The organism is Nocardioides sp. LS1, assembly GCF_003865225.1.
GTDB classification, from domain to species: Bacteria; Actinomycetota; Actinomycetes; order Propionibacteriales; family Nocardioidaceae; genus Nocardioides; species Nocardioides ginsengisegetis.
In genome coordinates this window covers 147,221-165,071 of sequence record NZ_BIFF01000007.1, presented here as the reverse complement: position 1 = coordinate 165,071, position 17,851 = coordinate 147,221, and the positions used below count along the sequence as shown (strand labels likewise).

Sequence of the window (17,851 nt, the reverse complement as noted above, 5' to 3'; positions counted from 1 at the left end):
CCCGTCGGCGTCATTGACGGGTGATCTGGATGGGTCGACGGTGGATGCGTGGGAATCGCGGTTCTCGGCCCGCTCTCCGTGGACGGTGCCGAGCGCATCGGCCGCCGCGACCGGGTCGTCCTCGAGACGATGGCGACGCGCCTGGGCCATCCGGTCAGCGCCGACCTGCTGATCGACGCGCTGTGGGGCGAGACCCCTCCCAGCTCGGCCCACAAGGTCCTGCAGGGCTGCATCGTGCGGCTGCGGAAGGTGCTCGGCCCCACCGCGATCACCACCTCCGACCACGGCTACGTGCTCGCCCTGCCACCGGACCAGGTCGACGCCCGCCGCTTCGAGCGGATCGTGGTCCGCGCACGGGAGCTGCTGTCCCTGGGCGAGAGCGACCGGGCAGGGTTCCAGCTCACCGAAGCGCTCGCCCTGTGGAACGGGGATCCGTTCGCCGACCTCGACGGCTGGGCACCCGCGGAGGCCGAGGTCCGGCGGCTGGTGGAGCTGCACCTCGAGGCCGAGGAGCTCCGGGTCGACGCCCACCTGCGGTCGGGGCGCCACCAGCACGTCCTGGCCGAGGCCCAGACGATGGTCCGGGCGGCCCCGCTACGCGAGCGCCGCTGGACGCTGCTCGCCCTCGCGCAGTACCAGGCGGGTCAGCAGGCCGAGGCGCTGCGCACCCTCCACCGGCTCCGCCGGGTCCTGGTCGAGCAGCTGGGCATCGACCCCGGTCCCGACGTCGCGGCACTGGAGCAGGCCATCCTCCGGCAGGACGCCGCCCTGCTGACCGAGGGACCGACCGTCAGCAACGGCGAGTGCCCCTACCAGGGCCTGATGCCGTACGACGTGGACGACGCGGACCGGTTCTTCGGCCGCGCCGACGACGTGACCGCCTGTCTGGGCGTGCTCGCCCGCAGTCCGGTGCTCGCCCTGGTCGGGCCCTCGGGGTCGGGCAAGTCGTCACTGCTCCGGGCCGGAGTCGCGCCGGCACTGCACCGCGACGGCCGGGTCACGCGCCTGATCACCCCCGGCCGGCACCCGATGCGGGCCGTGACGGCCGCCGACGGACTGCCCCGCGGGGCGGTCCTGCTGATCGACCAGTTCGAGGAGGTCTTCTCGCTCTGCGCGGACCCGCACGAGCAGCAGGACTTCCTCCAGGCCCTCGTCGACGAGGCCGCGGACCGGACGATCGCCCTCGCGCTGCGGGCCGACCGGCTCGCCGACCTGGCCGGGCACCCGTCGTTCGCGCGACTCGTGGAGCAGGGCCTCTACCTCGTCGGCGGTCTCAGCGAGGCGGGGCTGCGCGAGGCGGTCGAGGCTCCGGCCCGCCAGGCGGGGCTCATGATCGAGCCGGGCCTGGTCGACGTGCTGGTGCGCGAGGTCGAGGACGACCCCGGGGCCCTCCCCCTGATGTCGCACGCCCTCCTGGAGACCTGGAAGCGGCGCGAGAGCAACACGCTCACGGTGGCGGGGTACCGGGCGTCCGGCGGCATCCACGGAGCCGTCGCCCAGTCGGCCGAACGGCTCTACGGCCAGATCGAGCCGGGGCTCCGGCACCTGATGCGCGACCTGGTGCTCCGGCTCGTCTCCCCCGGGCACCAGGGCGAGCCGGTGCTCAGCCCGGTCCCCACCCGCCAGGTGGCGACCGACCCCGACATGGAGCGGCTCATCGACATGCTGGTCGCCGCCAGGCTGGTGACCAGCGGCGACGGCGTCCTCGAGATCACCCACGAGGCACTTGCCCGCGCCTGGCCGCGGCTCCGGTCCTGGCTCGACGACGACGTCGAGGGGCAGCGGATCCTGCACCACCTCTCCGCCGCCGCCGACGCCTGGGAGACGCTCGGCCGCCCCGACAGCGAGCTCTACCGCGGCGTGCGGCTCGTGCAGGCACGCGACTGGCGGCGACGAGGGTCGATCGCCCTCACGGAGGTCGAACGGGACTTCCTGGAGGCCTCCCGGGCCACCTCCGAGGCCGAGGCCGACCTCGCGGCCGCCCACGCGCGACGGCAGGCGCGACTCATCGCCCGGCTGCGGCTGGTGCTGACCGGCGCCGTCGTCCTGCTCGTGCTGGCGCTGGCGGCCGGTGGCGTCGCCGTCGTCCAGTCCGACCGTGCGGGCCGCAACGCCACCACCGCCGTACGCGCGGAGGCCACGGCACAGGAGGCGGCCGTCACGGCGCGCGCCCAACGGGCCGGTGCGCAGGCCGTGGTCACCGAGGACATCGACCTCGGCCTCCTGCTGGGCGTCGCGGGCGTCCGGCTCCAGTCCTCGCCCCAGACCCTGAGCAGCCTCAGCCAGGTCCTGGCCAAGCGACCCGCGCTCGTCCAGTCCTCGCCCCTGGCGGGCGCCGAGGCCCTCGCGCTGGACATCAGTCCGGACGGCCGCAGCGTCGCCACGGTCGACGCGGTCCACCGGGTGCGCCTCGTCGACCTGGCGACCGGGGACCAGCGCGCCTCCCGGCAGGTCGGGGCTGCCCGGACGGAGGTGGAGCAGAGCCGCAGCGTCGAGTTCGCGCCGGACGGGCGGGAGCTCGCCGTCGCCAGCACGGCACTGAGCCCCCACCCCGTCGTGCTGCTCCGGGTCGGCGGCCTTCGGCCCGTCGCCCCCCGGCTCGCCCCAGTGCCCGGTGGGCCCTGGCGGGTCACCGACCTCACCTTCAGCCGGGACGGCACCACCCTCGCGGCCGTCCTCGTCCGGGTCACCCACGGGGACCGCGGCGCTCGTGTCACCGCGGTCGTCTGGCACCTGAGGTCGCAACGACCGCCCACGCTCGTCGACCTCACGAGCCACTGGGGCTGGGCCTCGGTGGCGCTGAGCCCCGACGGGCACCTGCTCTACACCTCGCCCGACCTCGCCGTGCACGACCTGCGCACCGGCGCGGTGCGCCCGCTCGCGTCGCTGGACTTCGCCCCGGGGGACGGTGACGGGTCGGGTCTCGAGGTGAGCCCCGACGGACGGCTCCTCGCCGTCGCCCTGGGCACGAGACTCGCGGTGGCCCTCGTGGATGCCCGGACCGGCCAGGTGCGTCGTCGGATCACGACGACCGCCGAGGTCGACGTCGTCGACTTCGACCGGACCGGCGAGCGCCTGCTCACGACGACCTGGCCCGACCGGGACACCTCCGTGTGGGAGACGCGGTCCGGCGCGCAGGTCGCGCGGCTACCGGTCGGCTTCGGCGCCGGGCCCGCCGTCACCCTGAGCCCCGACGGCGCCACCGTGGTGAGCGGTGGGCACGACCACGCGCTGCGCAGCTGGGACGTCGACGGCGACCGCCGGTTCCTGCGGCGCATCCCCGTGCGGGGACTGCCGTGGACCGCGAGGAACCGCTGGGGCGCCTGCTTCGCGACCCCCTCGGCCTTCGGCGACTTCGTGGCGTTCCAGCTCTGCAACGGACCCGCCTCGCCTCGGACGTACGTGCTGCTCGACGTCGACCGCCACCGGGCCCACCGGGCCACGGCGGCGCGCCGCGGCTTCTTCTTCGGCGGAGGCAGCTGGCTGCACGGCCTCTACGTGAACGTCGACGGTGGCCTGGTCGAGGTCTTCGACGGGCGCACCGGTCGACTCCTGCACACCTACCAGCCGGCCGGGCGCCGCGTCGTCGAGGTCGACCACTCCGCCGACGGGACGCGCCTGGTCATCGCCGAGCTGAACGGCCGCATCTCGATGCTGAGCACCGACACCCTGGCGACGATGGGGCGCCCTGTCGACCTGCACAGCCACGTGTGCTGCGTCGCGGCCGGCCCGGACGGTCGCACGGCCTTCGTCCTGGTCGGCGGGCCGAGTCCCGACCCGTTGTGGAACGACCCCTCGACCGAGTGGGCCTTGGTCGACCTGGAGCGCGGCACGAAGATCGCCGGTGGACCGCTCGCGATGGGGAACGGCATCTGGGCGGCGTACTCCCCCGACGGTCGGTACGCCGCGGCCACCGGCTTCGACGGCGAGGTGGAGGTGATCGACCTCCACACCCACCAGCCGGTCCGTCCTCCCCTGCGCGTCCACGAGTCGGGGGTCTTCTGGGGCACGTTCTCGCCCGACGGTTCGCAGCTCGTGACCGCCGGGGGCAACGGGTCGGTCGTCCTCTGGGACAGCGCCACGGGAACCCCCGTCAGCGAGATCACCGCGCCGAACAACTTCCTCGTCTCGGCCGGATTCCGCCCCGACGGCCACTCGCTGCTGGTCGCGCCGTGGAGCGGCGACCCGGCCGTCTACCTCTGGGACCCCAGCCCCGAGCACGCGATCGCCTTCGCGTGCCGCGCGGTGGGCCGCGACCTCACCACCGAGGAGTGGCAGCAGTACTTCGGGGACGAGCCCTACCGCTCGACCTGCCCCTCCCGCTGACGCCGGGTACCGTCTGCGCGTGGCGAACCGGGTGCGCGGAGACATCCAGGGCCTGCGCGCGGTCGCGGTCCTGACCGTCATCGCTGCCCATACCGGCATTCCGGGCCTCACCGGCGGCTACGTCGGCGTCGACGTCTTCTTCGTCGTCTCGGGCTACCTGATCTCGCACCTGCTCTTCGCGGAGGTCGAGCGCACCGGCCGACTCAGCCTGGCCGGCTTCTGGGCCCGCCGCGCCCGCCGGATCCTGCCGGCGGCGACCCTGGTGACCGTCGCGACCCTGGCCGCCTCGCTGGTCTACCTGAGCCTGGTCGACGCCCGCCAGGTGGTGACCGACGCGGGCTGGGCCACGGCCTTCGCCGCCAACCTGCACTTCGCCGCCGACGGGGTCGACTACTTCGCGCAGGACCAGGGCCCCTCACCGCTCCAGCACTACTGGTCGCTGTCGGTGGAGGAGCAGTTCTACCTCGTCTGGCCGCTGCTGCTCGCCGCGGTCGTGCTCGCTGCGCGGGGCCAACGACGCCGCACCGCGTTGCCCCGCCGCGACCTCGCCGTCGTGCTGGCCGTCGCCACCGTCGCGTCATTCACGTGGTCGGTCGTGCAGACCGGCAGCAACCCGGTGGCGGCCTACTTCTCCACGCTGACCCGCGCCTGGGAGCTCGGCCTGGGCGCCCTGACCGCCCTCGTCGCGCCCCGGCTCGTCCGCGCGCTCAGCCGCCGTGCGCTGGGCCTGCTGACCGGCGCCGGGCTGGCGGCGATCGCGGTCGCCTGCCTGACCTTCACCACGGACACGCCGTTCCCCGGACCTGCGGCCGCCCTCCCCGTCGTCGGGACCGCCCTGGTGCTCCTCGCCGGCGCCGGACGGCACGAGCCGACCCCCAACCGCTGGCTGGGGCTCCAGCCGCTCCGGACCGTCGGGGACTGGTCCTACTCGCTCTACCTGTGGCACTGGCCGGTGCTGGTCCTCGCCGAGCGCCACCTCGGCCGCTCCCTGACCGGCCTCGAGACCGGGTCGGCGCTGCTGGCCACGTTCGCGCTCGCGGGAGCGACGTACACGTTCGTGGAGACGCCGTTCCGCACCGGTCGCCCCGCCCGCGTGCTGACGGTGCCGCGGGCCGTCGCCCTCTACCCCGCCTGCGTCGCGCTGGTCGCGGTCGCCTGCGCCGGCTCGTGGTGGTGGACCGAGTGGCGCGGCGGCGAGCTCGGGCACGACCCGGCCGTCACCGTCGGGGAGTACGGCGCCCCGCCGGGCGCCGACCGGACCGTCGCGCTGGTCCGGGCCAGCGTCCTGGCCGCCCGCGACCACCGGCCCGTGCCCAGCGACCTGACCCCCGACGTCCTCAGCCTGCGCGACTCCGTGGCCGACGTCGGCGACTGCGACTACACCTCCTTCCCCGACATCCGGGACCTGTGCCCTCGCGGGAACCCCGACGGCGAGCGCACCCTCGTCGTCACCGGCGACTCGCACGCCCGCGCCTGGATCCCCGCCTTCGAGGAGATCGCCCGGCACGACGGGTGGAAGGCCTACTACCTCGTCAAGCCGCAGTGCACGGCGGCCCGTGTGACCGTCGGCGACCTCGAGGAGGGGAAGCCGTGGGCCGACTGCGACGAGTTCCACGACTGGGTGCTGCAGCAGGTCGCGAACCTGGACCCCGACCTCGTCGTCGTCGCCTCCTCCCCTCCGGTCAACGGCGTCTGGGTCGACGGCAACCACCTGCTGGAGGAGGGCGCCGTGAGCCACGTCCTGACCGCCGGCTACGACGACCTCTTCGACCGGCTCACCGACCTGGCCCCCCACGTCGCCCTGATCCGCGACGTGCCCAAGTCGCCCGAGGACCCGGCGACCTGCCTGACCACCGGCGACCCCGACCTCGGCGACTGCCTGTTCCGGCCGCTCGACCGGTCACGGACCCTCGGCGCCGTCCCGGTCCGCCGCGCCCGCGCGCACGGCGTCGAGGTCACCGACCCGACCCGCTGGCTGTGCTGGGACGGCTCCTGCCCGATCGTGGTCGGCTCGACGATCACCTACCGCGACGTCGACCACCTCACCACCGAGTACGCCGCCACGCTGGCCGAGCCGCTCGGCCGTGACCTCGGTCTCTGGAGCCGCTGAACCCATTGCCACTGTGACAGCGCCGGTGTCAGAGTGACCGCCATGAAGCTCTCGATGCCCCTGACCTACGCCGGCAACCCGCGCGAGACCGCCGACCAGCTGGCCGGACTCGAGAAGGCCGGCCTCGACCGGATCTGGGTCGCCGAGCCCTACGGCTTCGACTCCCCCACGCTGATGGGCTACCTGGCCGCCAAGACCGAGACGGTCGAGATCGCCGCCGGCATCCTGAACATCTACTCCCGCACCCCGGGCGCCCTGCTGCAGACCGCGGCCGGACTCGACAACGTCTCCGGCGGCCGCGCCGTCATCGGCCTCGGCGCCTCGGGCCCCCAGGTCATCGAGGGCTTCCACGGACTCCCCTACGACAAGCCGCTCGGCCGCACCCGCGAGATCCTCGACCTGCTCCGCCGCGGCCTGCGCCGCGAGGCGCTGACCAGCGACGGCATCTACAAGATCCCGCTGCCCGCCGACCAGGGCCTCGGCCTCGGCAAGCCCCTCAAGCTGCTCAACAAGCCCGAGCGCGCCGACGTGCCGCTCTGGGTCGCCGCCCTGGGCAGCAAGAACGTCGAGATGACCGCCGAGTGCGCCGACGGCTGGCTGCCGTTCCTCTTCCACCCCGACAAGGCCAAGGACGTCTGGGGCGAGGCCATCGCGGCCGGCGTCGCCAAGCGCGCCCCCGAGCTCGGGCCGCTGCAGATCAGCGCCGGCGGCATGGTCGCGATCGGCGAGGACGTGAAGGGGATGCTCGACTTCATGCGCCCGATGTACGCGCTCTACGTCGGCGGCATGGGCGCCCGCGGCAAGAACTTCTACAACGAGCTGGCCTGCCAGTACGGCTACGAGAAGGAGGCCCAGGAGATCCAGGACCTCTACCTCGGCGGCAACAAGCGCGACGCCGAGGCCAAGGTCCCGCTCGAGTGGCTGGAGGCGGGCAACCTGGTCGGCCCCGCGTCGTACGTCAAGGAGCGGATCGCGGCCTTCCAGGAGGCCGGCTGCACCGAGCTCTCCGTCATCCCCGCCTCCGACGACCCCGCCGCCACGATGGCGCAGGTCAAGGAGTGGATCAGCTGATCGTCGCGGGGTCGACGCCGCGCCGCACGAAGATGACATAGGTGTGCGTCCCCTCGCGCAACCCGATCACAGCGCGCGTGGGGTCGACCCCGTCGAGCTTCCACACGTCGGTCGCGCCGAACCCCTCGAAGGGGTCACCGCCGCAGGTCGTGACGTTGCAGGCCGGGTACGTCGAGTTGCCGACCTCCGCGAGGATCCTCGGCCGGTCGATCGGGCGCCACTCGTCGTAGAGCCGCCCTCCGAACAGGAGGTCGGCGCAGGGGCCGGTCGGCGGCGGCGGGGAGGGGCACGAGCTCTTCGGGCTGTCCGAGGCGCACGACGCCGCGAGCAGGGCCGTGGCTGCCGCGACGGCCCGGCTGGTGCGCGAGGGACGACGCCTGTCCATGTCCCCTTCACGGTAGACCCGGCAGGGCGGCGCGGCCGAACACCTCCTTGAATGCTGACAGTGGAACTGTCACAGTGGTTCCGCCCACCCCTGCATCCTCCGGAGGACCCATGAGCAAGCCGACGTCGATCTTCGAGCAGGAGCACGAGGACTTCCGGCGTACCGTCCGCGCCTTCCTCGACAAGGAGGTCGTGCCCTTCCACGACCAGTGGGAGGCGGACGGCCAGGTCAGCCGCGAGGTCTGGACCAAGGCGGGCGAGGCGGGCCTGCTGTGCTTCGACGTCGACGAGGCCTACGGCGGCATGGGCGCCAAGGACTTCCGGTACAACATGGTCGTCAGCGAGGAGATCTCGCGGGTGGGGGCGAGCGGGCTCGGCTTCGCCGTCCACACCGACATCATCGTCCCCTACATCAGCAGCCTCGGCACCGAGGAGCAGAAGCAGCGCTGGCTCCCCGGCCTGGTCAGCGGCGAGCTGATCTCGGCGATCGCGATGACCGAGCCGGGCGCCGGGTCCGACCTCCAGGGCATCCGGACGACCGCGGTCGACAAGGGCGACCACTACGTCCTCAACGGCTCCAAGACCTTCATCTCCAACGGCATCATGAGCGACCTGGTCATCGTGGTGTGCCGCACCAACCCCGACGCCGGCCACCAGGGCATCAGCCTGCTCGTCGTCGAGCGCGGGATGGCCGGCTTCGAGCGCGGCCGCAACCTCGACAAGATGGGCCTCAAGGCCCAGGACACCTCCGAGCTCTTCTTCGACAACGTCGAGGTGCCCAAGACCAACCTGCTCGGTGAGGAGGGCTCGGGCTTCATCAGCCTGATGGTCAACCTGCCGCAGGAGCGGATCTCGATCGCCGCGATCGCCGTCGCCGCGTGCGAGCACGTCCTCCAGCTGTGCCTGGACTACGCCAAGGAGCGCGAGGCGTTCGGCAGGCCGATCGGCAAGTTCCAGCACAACCGCTTCCTGCTGGCCGAGATGGCCACCGAGGTCCACATCGCCCGCGTCTTCGTCAACGACTGCGTGCTCAAGCTCAACGCCGGCGAGGTCGACACCTCGCTCGCCTCGATGGCGAAGTGGTGGACCACCGAGCTGCAGAAGAAGATCGTCGACCAGGGCGTCCAGCTCCACGGCGGCTACGGCTACATGATGGAGTATCCCATCGCCAAGGCGTACGTCGACAGCCGCATCCAGACCATCTACGGCGGCACCACCGAGATCCAGAAGGAGATCATCGGCCGGTCCCTCGGCATCTGACCTTTCGCTGGTTGAGGTGCGGCGTTGTTCGCCGACGTTGGGTGCGGGGCCTCGCGCCTTCGGCGCGTATTTCTAGAATTTGGGTGGTCGCCGCAGGGTTCGCACGGGGTGCCTCCGGGCCCTGCTTCCCGGCTTTCGGTTCCTTCGCTCGACCGTCGTGATCAGGGTTTCAAGATTCCTTTCATTCTTTACCTTTCTTCGGTCGAAATAGGGGCTCTGGCCTGCGGTTTTGTCGGTGGTCCCTGCTGGAATTGACCCATGACAGCGACGGTCCAGCAGCCTCCTCGACACCAGGTGTCGCGTGCTGTCGAGGCCATGCAGTCGCAGCTTTCTGAGCTCTCGGATGTGTCGTTGTGGTCGATGTCGCCGGAGGAAGCCGCGATCACGCTGGCGGAGGCCACCCGGATGGTCGCGCGGGCCCAGGAGATCGAGATGCGGGTCGCCGAGCACGCCCAGACCGTCGGCGTTGGTGACTCCGTCGGGGCGACTTCGACGGCGAACTTCTGGGCGCACGCCACGCACCAGACCAGGACTGCGGCGCACGGGAAGATGCGGCTCGCCCTCGCGCTGGCCGCAAGGCCCGTGCTGCGTACGGCGGTCGCGGCCGGTCACGTCCTCGTGGAGCAGGCCCGGGTCATCGTGGACGCCGTCGAGGTCCTCCCGGCCGAGCACCGCGACGAGGCGGAGGCGATGTTGATCAAGTTCGCCGCCGAGCACGACGCGCAGGCGTTGAAGAAGCTGGGCCGGCGGATCCTGGAGTTCCTCGACCCCGAAGCGGCCGAAGCGCACGAGGCCAAGCAGCTCGAGGACGAGGAGCGCGACGCCGCGCGATCGACCAAGCTGACCATGACCGACGACGGGCACGGCAAGGTCCACGGCCGGTTCACGCTGCCGTCCGCGCAGGCCGCGATGTTGAAGAAGGCGTTGCTCGCGTTCGCGGCGCCGAAGCACCGGGCCGCGGTCGACGGCGGGCTGGGTGAGCGGCGACCCAGTGCGGAGCGGATGGGACAAGCCTTTGTCGAGCTGATCGAGCGCTACCCCATCAAGAAGCTCCCCAAGGCCGGCGGCGTCTCCGCGACCGTCGTGGTGACGATGGACATCTCGACCCTGATGGGCGGCCTGAAGGCGGCGTCGCTGGACACCGGTGAGCGGATCACCGCCGGCCAGGCCCGTCGCCTGGCCTGCGAGGCGGGGATCATCCCCGCCGTGCTGGGCGGCAAGTCCCAGGTCCTCGACCTGGGACGCAAGCGCCGCTTCCACACCGAGTCCCAGCGCATCGCGATGGCCATCGAGCAGGGCGGCTGCAACGCCGAAGGATGCGACTGGCCACCCGGCCTGTGTCACGGACACCACCCGATCCCCTGGAGCCAGGACGGCGAGACCAACACCGACGGCATGCTGCTCTGCCCTCACCACCACGCCCGGGCGCATGACCCGAAGTTCACGATGACCAAACAGACCGGCGGGAAGGTCGCGTTCACCAGGCGGACATAGGCCGGCGCCTGGCGGTGCGCGGCACCAACGGTGTCCGGGTGGGCGCACCAGGTCAATGTCTGGCGATGTCATCCGCCTCGGGATCTTCGGCCGGCGCACGGGCGATCCACTGCGCGATCAGCCCGAACAGGAAGCCGAGAAGAGCCCCGACCAGGCCAACCGGGATGCCGATCTCGAGCACCGCGAACCACGCAGTGGGAGGGTGCGCGCGAAGACCGAGGACGAACCCGATGATCCCTCCGACAGCGCCGAGCACGACGCCGCCCACGAGCGTGCCCGCCAGGGGAATCGGCAGTTGCCGCAGGGCCACACGTAGCCGGGACACGTTCTCAGCGTACGGAGACCTGGCAACTGCCGATGCTCACCACTCATCCGCGCACCCATGGATCGGGGCGGGTCGTCCTCGGCGCCCTGAACCCCCGTGGACCGCCGGAGTGCTGGACAGCCGATGAGTCGAGGTCACAGTTCGGGTCTGATCAGGGAAAACCCCGATGCCGCCTGTCCCCGCCCCGTGATGGAGTTCTCCCATGCATCGTCAGATCGCCGGCAAGCTCACCGGCAGAGTCACCAAGTGGATCGTCCTCGTCGCCTGGATCATCATCTTCGGCGTCGCCGGCGGCTTCGCCTCGAAGCTGACCGATGTCCAGAACAACGAAGCCTCCTCCTGGCTGCCGTCGTCGGCGGAGTCGACGCGCGCGCTGGAGAAGCTCGCCCCCTTCCAGGACCAGAACGACATCCCGACCGTCCTCGTCTACACCCGCTCCGGCGGCCTGACCCCCGACGACCTGTCCGCGATCAAGGCGCAGGTCGCCGAGATCCAGGGCATGAAGGGCGTCGTGGGCCAGGTCCAGGGCCCGATCCCGTCCCAGGACGGTGAGGTCGCGCAGACCGTCGTGACCTACAACTTCGGCCAGAACGGCTGGAACGACCTCCCCGCCACCGCCGACAAGCTCCGCGAGATCATGGCGATCGACGGGGTCACCACCCACATCGCCGGTCCGGGTGGCCAGGCCGCCGACTCGGCCGAGGCCTTCGCCGGCATCGACGGCACCCTGCTGTTCGCCACCCTCGGCGTGGTCATCCTGATCCTGCTCTTCACCTACCGCAGCCCGGTTCTCTGGCTGCTGCCGATCATCAGCGCCGTCTTCGCCCTGTTCACCTCCGAGGCGGTCATCTACTTCCTCGCCAAGTACGCCGACCTCACCGTCAACGGCCAGTCCCAGGGCATCCTGACCGTCCTGGTCGTCGGCGCCGGCACCGACTACGCCCTGCTCCTGGTGGCCCGCTACCGCGAGGAGCTGCGCCGCCACGAGGACCGGCACGAGGCGATGGCCTTCGCGCTGCACCGCGCCGCCCCGGCCATCTTCGCCAGCGCCGGCACGGTCGTGGTCGGCATGCTCTGCCTGATGCTGGCCGAGATGAACTCCACGGCCGGCCTCGGCCCGGTCAACGCGATCGGCGTCGGCATCACCCTGCTGGTGATGGTCACCCTGCTGCCCGCGCTGCTGGTCATCTGCGGCCGCTGGATCTTCTGGCCGGCGCGCCCCCACATGGGCTCGGCCGAGCCGACCGCCTCGGGCCTGTGGGCCCGCGTCGGGCGCCGGATCTCCCCGCGCCCGCGCACGGTCTGGGTCGGCACGACCGTGGTGCTGCTCGTGGCCTGCCTCGGCCTGTTCAAGCTCGACGCCCACGGCCTCTCGACCGAGGACCAGTACACCAAGGAGTTCGACTCGGTGAAGGGACAGAAGGTCCTCATCGAGCACGGTCTCGTCGACACCTCGACCCCGATCATGGTCGTCGCCAACGCCGACAAGGCCCAGGACGTCGCGGCGGCGATGGCCACGGTCCCCGGCCTGAGCACCCCCGACACGTCGGTCCCGCCGGTCAACGGGGTCGCCCTCGTGACCGCCACCGTGCCGGGCGACGTCGCCGCCCAGGCGGCCTTCGACAAGGTCACCGAGGTCCGCACCGCGGTCCACGGCGTGAGCGGCGCCGATGCCCTCGTGGGCGGCTCGTCCGCGCTCTACCTCGACATCGAGAAGGCCTCGAGCCGCGACAACAAGGTCATCATCCCGGTCGTCCTGATCGTCGTGATGTTGATCCTGATGGTGCTGCTGCGGGCCCTGGTCTCGCCACTGCTGCTGATGCTGACGGTCGTGCTGTCCTTCGGGGCCGCGCTCGGCATCTCCACGCTGCTGTTCGAGTACGTCTTCGGCTTCAACGGGGCCGACGCATCGTTCCCGCTCTTCGTGTTCGTCTTCCTCGTCGCCCTCGGCATCGACTACAACATCTTCCTGATGACCCGGGTCCGCGAGGAGACGATGACCAAGGGCACCCGCCAGGGCTCGCTGATCGCCCTGTCGGCCACGGGTGGCGTGATCACCTCGGCCGGCCTCGTGCTCGCGGCGACGTTCGCCGTCCTCGGCTCGATCCCGCTGGTCTTCCTGGCCGAGATGGGCACGGCCGTCGCGCTGGGCGTCATCCTCGACACGATGATCGTCCGGTCGGTCCTGGTCACCGCGCTCAACCTCGACCTCGGCAGCAAGATCTGGTGGCCCAGCAAGCTCGACCGGGGCGACCACCCGGCCGAGGTCACCGCACCGGCCGATGAGTGGGAGCCCGCCTCCCGCTGACCAGACCAACCCGCGGGCCCGGGAGTCCACCTCCCGGGCCCGCGGTTAGCCTGAGCACGATGAGCGAGCAGCCGACTCCCCAGCAAGTACGCCGGGCGTTGGCGCGCGCCGAGCGCGGCGCCGCCCTCGACGTCTCCGAGGCCGCCGTCCTGCTGGCCGCCCGCGGCGAGGAGCTCGACCGGCTGACCGCGGCCGCCGCCCAGGTCCGCGACGCCGGCCTGGCCGGGGCGGGTCGCCCCGGGGTGGTCACCTACTCCCCCAAGGTCTTCATCCCGGTCACGAAGCTGTGCCGCGACCGTTGCCACTACTGCACGTTCGTCGAGTCGCCGGGCCAGCTGAAGCGGGCCGGGCACGGGATGTTCCTCTCCCCCGACGAGATCCTTGAGATCGCCCGCCAGGGCGCCGAGCTCGGCTGCCTCGAGGCCCTGTTCACCCTCGGGGACCGGCCGGAGGACCGCTGGCCCGAGGCCCGCGCCTGGCTCGACGAGGAGGGCTACGACTCCACGCTGGCCTACGTCCGCGCCATGGCGGTGCGGGTGCTCGAGGAGACCGGCCTGCTGCCCCACCTCAACCCGGGCGTCATGTCGTGGGAGGAGATGAACCGGCTCAAGCCGGTCTCCCCCTCGATGGGGATGATGCTCGAGACCACCTCTCGCCGGCTCTTCGAGGACAAGGGCGAGGCCCACTTCGGCTCCCCCGACAAGGACCCTGCCGTCCGGCTGCAGGTGCTGGAGGACGCCGGTCGGCTCGCGATCCCCTTCACCACCGGGCTGCTCGTCGGCATCGGCGAGACGCTCACCGAGCGGGCCGAGACGATCTTCGCGCTGCGCGCCACGATGAAGCGCTACGGCGCGGTGCAGGAAGTCATCGTCCAGAACTTCCGGGCCAAGCCCGACACCGCCATGCGGCACGCCGACGACCTCGCCCTCGACGACTACCGCGCCGCCATCGCCGTCACCCGCCTCGTCCTCGGACCCAAGGCGCGCGTCCAGGCTCCGCCCAACCTGGTCGACCTGGCCGAGTGCCGCGCCCTGCTCGGCGCCGGTGTCGACGACTGGGGCGGTGTCTCCCCGCTGACCCCCGACCACGTCAACCCCGAGCGGCCCTGGCCCAGCCTCGAGCGGCTCCGCGACATCACCGCCGACTGCGGCTTCGAGCTCCGGGCCCGGCTCACCGTCCACCCCGAGTACGTCGTCCGCGGCGAGCCGTGGCTGGACCCCCGGGTCTCTGCCCACGTCGCCGCGCTCGCCGGCGACGACGGGCTCGCGACGGTCGGCGTACGGCCGGTCGGGCTGCCGTGGCAGGAGCCCGATGGCGGGTTCGCGAGCGTGGGACGCACGGACCTGCACGAGGCGGTCGATACCGAGGGCCGCACCGAGGACCGCCGCTCGGACTTCGGCAACGTCTACGGCGACTGGGACTCGGTCAAGGACGCCGCCGCCCTGACCGGCGGACCCCCCACCATGCACACCGTGCTGCACGCCGAGGGGCGCGAGGCCCTGGCCGCGGCCGAGCGCGACCCGGGCAATCTCGCCGACGAGCACGCACTCACCCTGATCACCGCCGAGGGAGCCCTCCTCGACCAGGTCTGCCGGCTGGCCGACGACCTGCGCCGCGAGACCGTCGGCGACGACGTCACCTACGTCGTCAACCGCAACATCAACTTCACCAATGTCTGCTACGTCGGCTGCCGCTTCTGCGCGTTCGCCCAGCGCCGCACCGACGCCGACGCGTTCTCACTCTCGCTCGAGCAGGTCGCCGACCGCGCCGAGGAGGCCTGGCAGCTCGGCGCCACCGAGGTCTGCATGCAGGGCGGCATCGACCCCGAGCTGCCCGGCACCGCCTACTTCGACCTCGCGACCGCCGTGAAGCAGCGCGTCCCCGGCATGCACGTGCACGCCTTCTCCCCCATGGAGATCGTCAACGGCGCCACTCGCACCGGCCTGTCCTTCGAGGACTTCCTCATCAAGGCCCGCGAGTCCGGCCTCGGGTCGATCCCCGGCACCGCCGCGGAGATCCTCGACGACGAGGTCCGCTGGGTGCTCACCAAGGGCAAGCTCCCGACCCGGACCTGGGTCGAGATCATCAGCACCGCCCACCGCGTGGGCATCCCCACGACCAGCACGATGATGTACGGCCACGTCGACAACCCGCGCCACTGGGTCGGCCACCTCCGGGTGCTCTCCGGCATCCAGGACACCGCACGCGAGCACGGCAACGCCGGTTTCACCGAGTTCGTGCCGCTGCCCTTCGTGCACCACTCCGCGCCGATCTACCTCGCCGGTGTCGCACGCCCCGGCCCCGGGCACCGCGACAACCTCGCCGTCCACGCCCTGGCCCGGATCCTGCTGCACGGCCGGATCGACAACATCCAGACCAGCTGGGTCAAGCTCGGCGTCGACAGCACCCGCGCCATGCTTCGCGCCGGCGCCAACGACGTCGGCGGCACGCTCATGGAGGAGACCATCTCCCGGATGGCCGGCTCCGAGCACGGCTCGGCCAAGACCGTCGAGGAGCTCACCGAGATCGGCGCCGGCATCGGCCGCCCCGTCCGCGAGCGCACCACGACCTACGGCTCGCCGGGGTCGCTGCCCTCGCGTTGAGCGCCGAAACGGGGCATCATGCGGGAGCCCGGCGATACATCAGTAAAATCCGCCGGGTACATGGGGGCGGCACGCCGCCGACGACGGGGCTGAGGCGGGGATGGCGGGATTTCCTAAGGCGGGCGACGAGTACGGCGGTCGCTACCGCATCGTGCGCCAGCTCGGGCACGGCGGCATGGGCGTGGTCTACGAAGCGGTCGACAAGGTGCTCAACCGGTCGGTGGCCCTGAAGATCGTGCTTCCCTCGTTGCCGGACCGCGAGGACTACCAGCAGCGGTTCGCCCGGGAGGCCAACGTGCTGGCCCGGATCCGCTCCCGCAACATCGTGGGCATCCACGAGTACGGCGAGCACGACGACACCGTCTTCTTCGTGACCGAGCTCTTCCCCGACGGCGACCTGCACAGCTGGATCGCCCGCAACGGCCCGCTCGACCGCCGCGCCGCCCTCTCCCTCGTCGCCCAGGTGTGCGAGGCGCTGGCCGACGCGCACGCCCACGGCGTCATCCACCGCGACGTCAAGCCCGGCAACGTGCTGCTGTGGAGCCGGCCCGAGGGGCTGATCCCCTACCTGTGCGACTTCGGCATCGCCGTGGACGGCCAGGACGAGAAGCGCGCCAGCCTGACCCGCACCGGCACCCTGATCGGCAGCCCCGCCTACATGGCGCCGGAGCGGCACTTCGGGCACGCCGCCGACGAGCGCGGCGACATCTACTCCGTCGGCTGCCTGCTGTGGGCGGCGCTGACCGGCGACGCGCCCTACAGCGGCACCGACTTCCAGATGATGAACGCCCACATCAACGGCCAGGTCCCCCAGCTCGACACCGGCCACCCCGTCGACGACCGCATCGATGCCGTCCTGGCGGGCGCGCTGAACAAGGACCCGGAGCGACGTACGTCGTCGGCCGCCCAGCTGCGCGCCGAGCTGCTGGCGATCATCAAGGACATCGATGCCGCCGTCGTGCCGCTGCCGATCCCGCCCCAGCAGGCCACCGGCGCACCGGTCGACCGGGACGAGGACCGCACCCGCGCCACCTCGATGCCGCTGCTCGACGTCCCGGCCGAGCCGGTTGCCGAGCCGGTTGCCGAGCCCGTTGCCGAGCCCGCCGCCGAGCCGCCGCTCGACAGCACCGTGATCCGCGACCTCCCCGCGGTGCCGCCGGTCATCCCGCCCGTGCCCCCGGCGCAGCACGCCGCCACGACGTCGCGGGGTCGCCGCTGGCTGGTCCCGGCCCTGGTCGCCGCGGCGCTCGCGGCCGTGGGGACCACCGCCGTCGTCGCCGCCGCGGGTGGCGGCGACGAGAAGGCCACCACGTCCAGCGAGCCGACGACCAGCACCTCCCCGTCGCCCTCGTCATCGGCGCCGGTGACCCCGCTCGCCGCCCCGAAGCCGCCGCAGGTGCGGGCGGCCCCGGCCTACCGCTCGGTGGCCTTCGTCCTGGCCGCGCCGAAGGCGAAGGCCGGGCTGCACCCCGTCGTCCAGGTCAACACCGGCGACGGCTGGACCGACGCCTCCGGCAAGCGGGTCACGGTCCCCACCCGTCAGGGCGGCGACCGCGGCTGCCTGTCGGCGCGCACGACGGTGGCCGACGGCGACCAGCAGGCGGCCAGCGACCCGGTGCGCGCCTGCGGAACGGCCGCGCCCCGCGTGGTCCGACTGGTCCGCACCGCCGACGCGTGCAGCAACGGCGCCGGCTGCCACTGGTACAACGTCTACGCCGAGGGCTTCGCCACCGGCACCTCACCCAAGGCGTTCATCTACGACAGCCCGGGCCACCCCTGGTGCGACTGCACGTTCAACCCGATCCGGATCGGCAAGGACGGTCGCGGCGCGCAGGTCCACGAGTGGCAGGTCGCCCCGGGCGCCTTCGCGCGGAACGTCACGCTCTCCATCGACGGCGTCACCCAGGTCGTCTACGTCCCCTGACCCGCCCGGCCCCGGACGCACCGAGGCCACCCGCGCTTCGCAGCAA

10 protein-coding genes are annotated in these 17,851 nt (G+C 72.1%); 8 read left to right on the top strand and 2 right to left on the bottom strand.

The window, feature by feature from the left end; translation table 11 throughout:
• Positions 1 to 48 precede the first annotated feature (48 nt).
• From EJF31_RS20700 to EJF31_RS20690, 3 genes are read left to right on the top strand one after another with little or no spacing between them, the layout of a single operon-like run.
• On the top strand, positions 49 to 4,326 hold the full coding sequence (locus tag EJF31_RS20700) for a BTAD domain-containing putative transcriptional regulator (protein WP_125039080.1): 4,278 nt from the start codon (positions 49 to 51) through the stop codon (positions 4,324 to 4,326).
• 19 nt (positions 4,327 to 4,345) lie between these two features.
• Entirely contained in the window at positions 4,346 to 6,436 is a 2,091-nt protein-coding gene (locus EJF31_RS20695) for an acyltransferase family protein (RefSeq protein ID WP_125039079.1), read from the top strand.
• 42 nt (positions 6,437 to 6,478) lie between these two features.
• Positions 6,479 to 7,507, top strand: coding sequence for an LLM class F420-dependent oxidoreductase (locus EJF31_RS20690; protein ID WP_125039078.1), 1,029 nt, complete (start codon positions 6,479 to 6,481; stop codon positions 7,505 to 7,507).
• On the opposite strand, the gene EJF31_RS20685 is transcribed toward EJF31_RS20690, so the two are convergent.
• Entirely contained in the window at positions 7,500 to 7,892 is a 393-nt protein-coding gene (locus EJF31_RS20685) for a hypothetical protein (RefSeq protein WP_125039077.1), read from the bottom strand. The genes EJF31_RS20690 and EJF31_RS20685 overlap by 8 nt on opposite strands.
• Positions 7,893 to 8,002: 110 nt before the next feature.
• Here EJF31_RS20685 and EJF31_RS20680 point away from each other — a divergent pair, with 110 nt between their 5' ends.
• Together EJF31_RS20680 and EJF31_RS20675 are read left to right on the top strand one after the other, a co-directional pair.
• Complete coding sequence (locus EJF31_RS20680; protein ID WP_125039076.1) at positions 8,003 to 9,151, top strand: acyl-CoA dehydrogenase family protein; 1,149 nt, start codon at positions 8,003 to 8,005, stop codon at positions 9,149 to 9,151.
• A gap of 360 nt (positions 9,152 to 9,511) precedes the next feature.
• Entirely contained in the window at positions 9,512 to 10,645 is a 1,134-nt protein-coding gene (locus EJF31_RS20675; protein WP_260430994.1) for an HNH endonuclease signature motif containing protein, read from the top strand.
• Between the two features lie 52 nt (positions 10,646 to 10,697).
• Here the strand turns inward: EJF31_RS20675 and EJF31_RS20670 are convergent, their stop codons facing one another.
• The gene (locus EJF31_RS20670; protein ID WP_125039074.1) at positions 10,698 to 10,970 is read right to left on the bottom strand and encodes a hypothetical protein; all 273 of its coding nucleotides are present in this window, start codon (positions 10,968 to 10,970) and stop codon (positions 10,698 to 10,700) included.
• A 202-nt stretch (positions 10,971 to 11,172) separates the two neighbouring features.
• On the opposite strand from EJF31_RS20670, the gene EJF31_RS20665 reads away from it, so the two are divergent.
• From EJF31_RS20665 to EJF31_RS20655, 3 genes are all read left to right on the top strand, one after another.
• The gene (locus tag EJF31_RS20665) at positions 11,173 to 13,278 is read left to right on the top strand and encodes an MMPL family transporter (protein WP_125039073.1); all 2,106 of its coding nucleotides are present in this window, start codon (positions 11,173 to 11,175) and stop codon (positions 13,276 to 13,278) included.
• Between the two features lie 59 nt (positions 13,279 to 13,337).
• Positions 13,338 to 15,881 (top strand): bifunctional FO biosynthesis protein CofGH, encoded by a 2,544-nt coding sequence (locus EJF31_RS20660; protein WP_125039072.1) that lies wholly within the window; start codon positions 13,338 to 13,340, stop codon positions 15,879 to 15,881.
• A 100-nt stretch (positions 15,882 to 15,981) separates the two neighbouring features.
• Positions 15,982 to 17,805, top strand: coding sequence for a serine/threonine-protein kinase (locus EJF31_RS20655; RefSeq protein ID WP_125039071.1), 1,824 nt, complete (start codon positions 15,982 to 15,984; stop codon positions 17,803 to 17,805).
• Positions 17,806 to 17,851 lie beyond the last annotated feature (46 nt).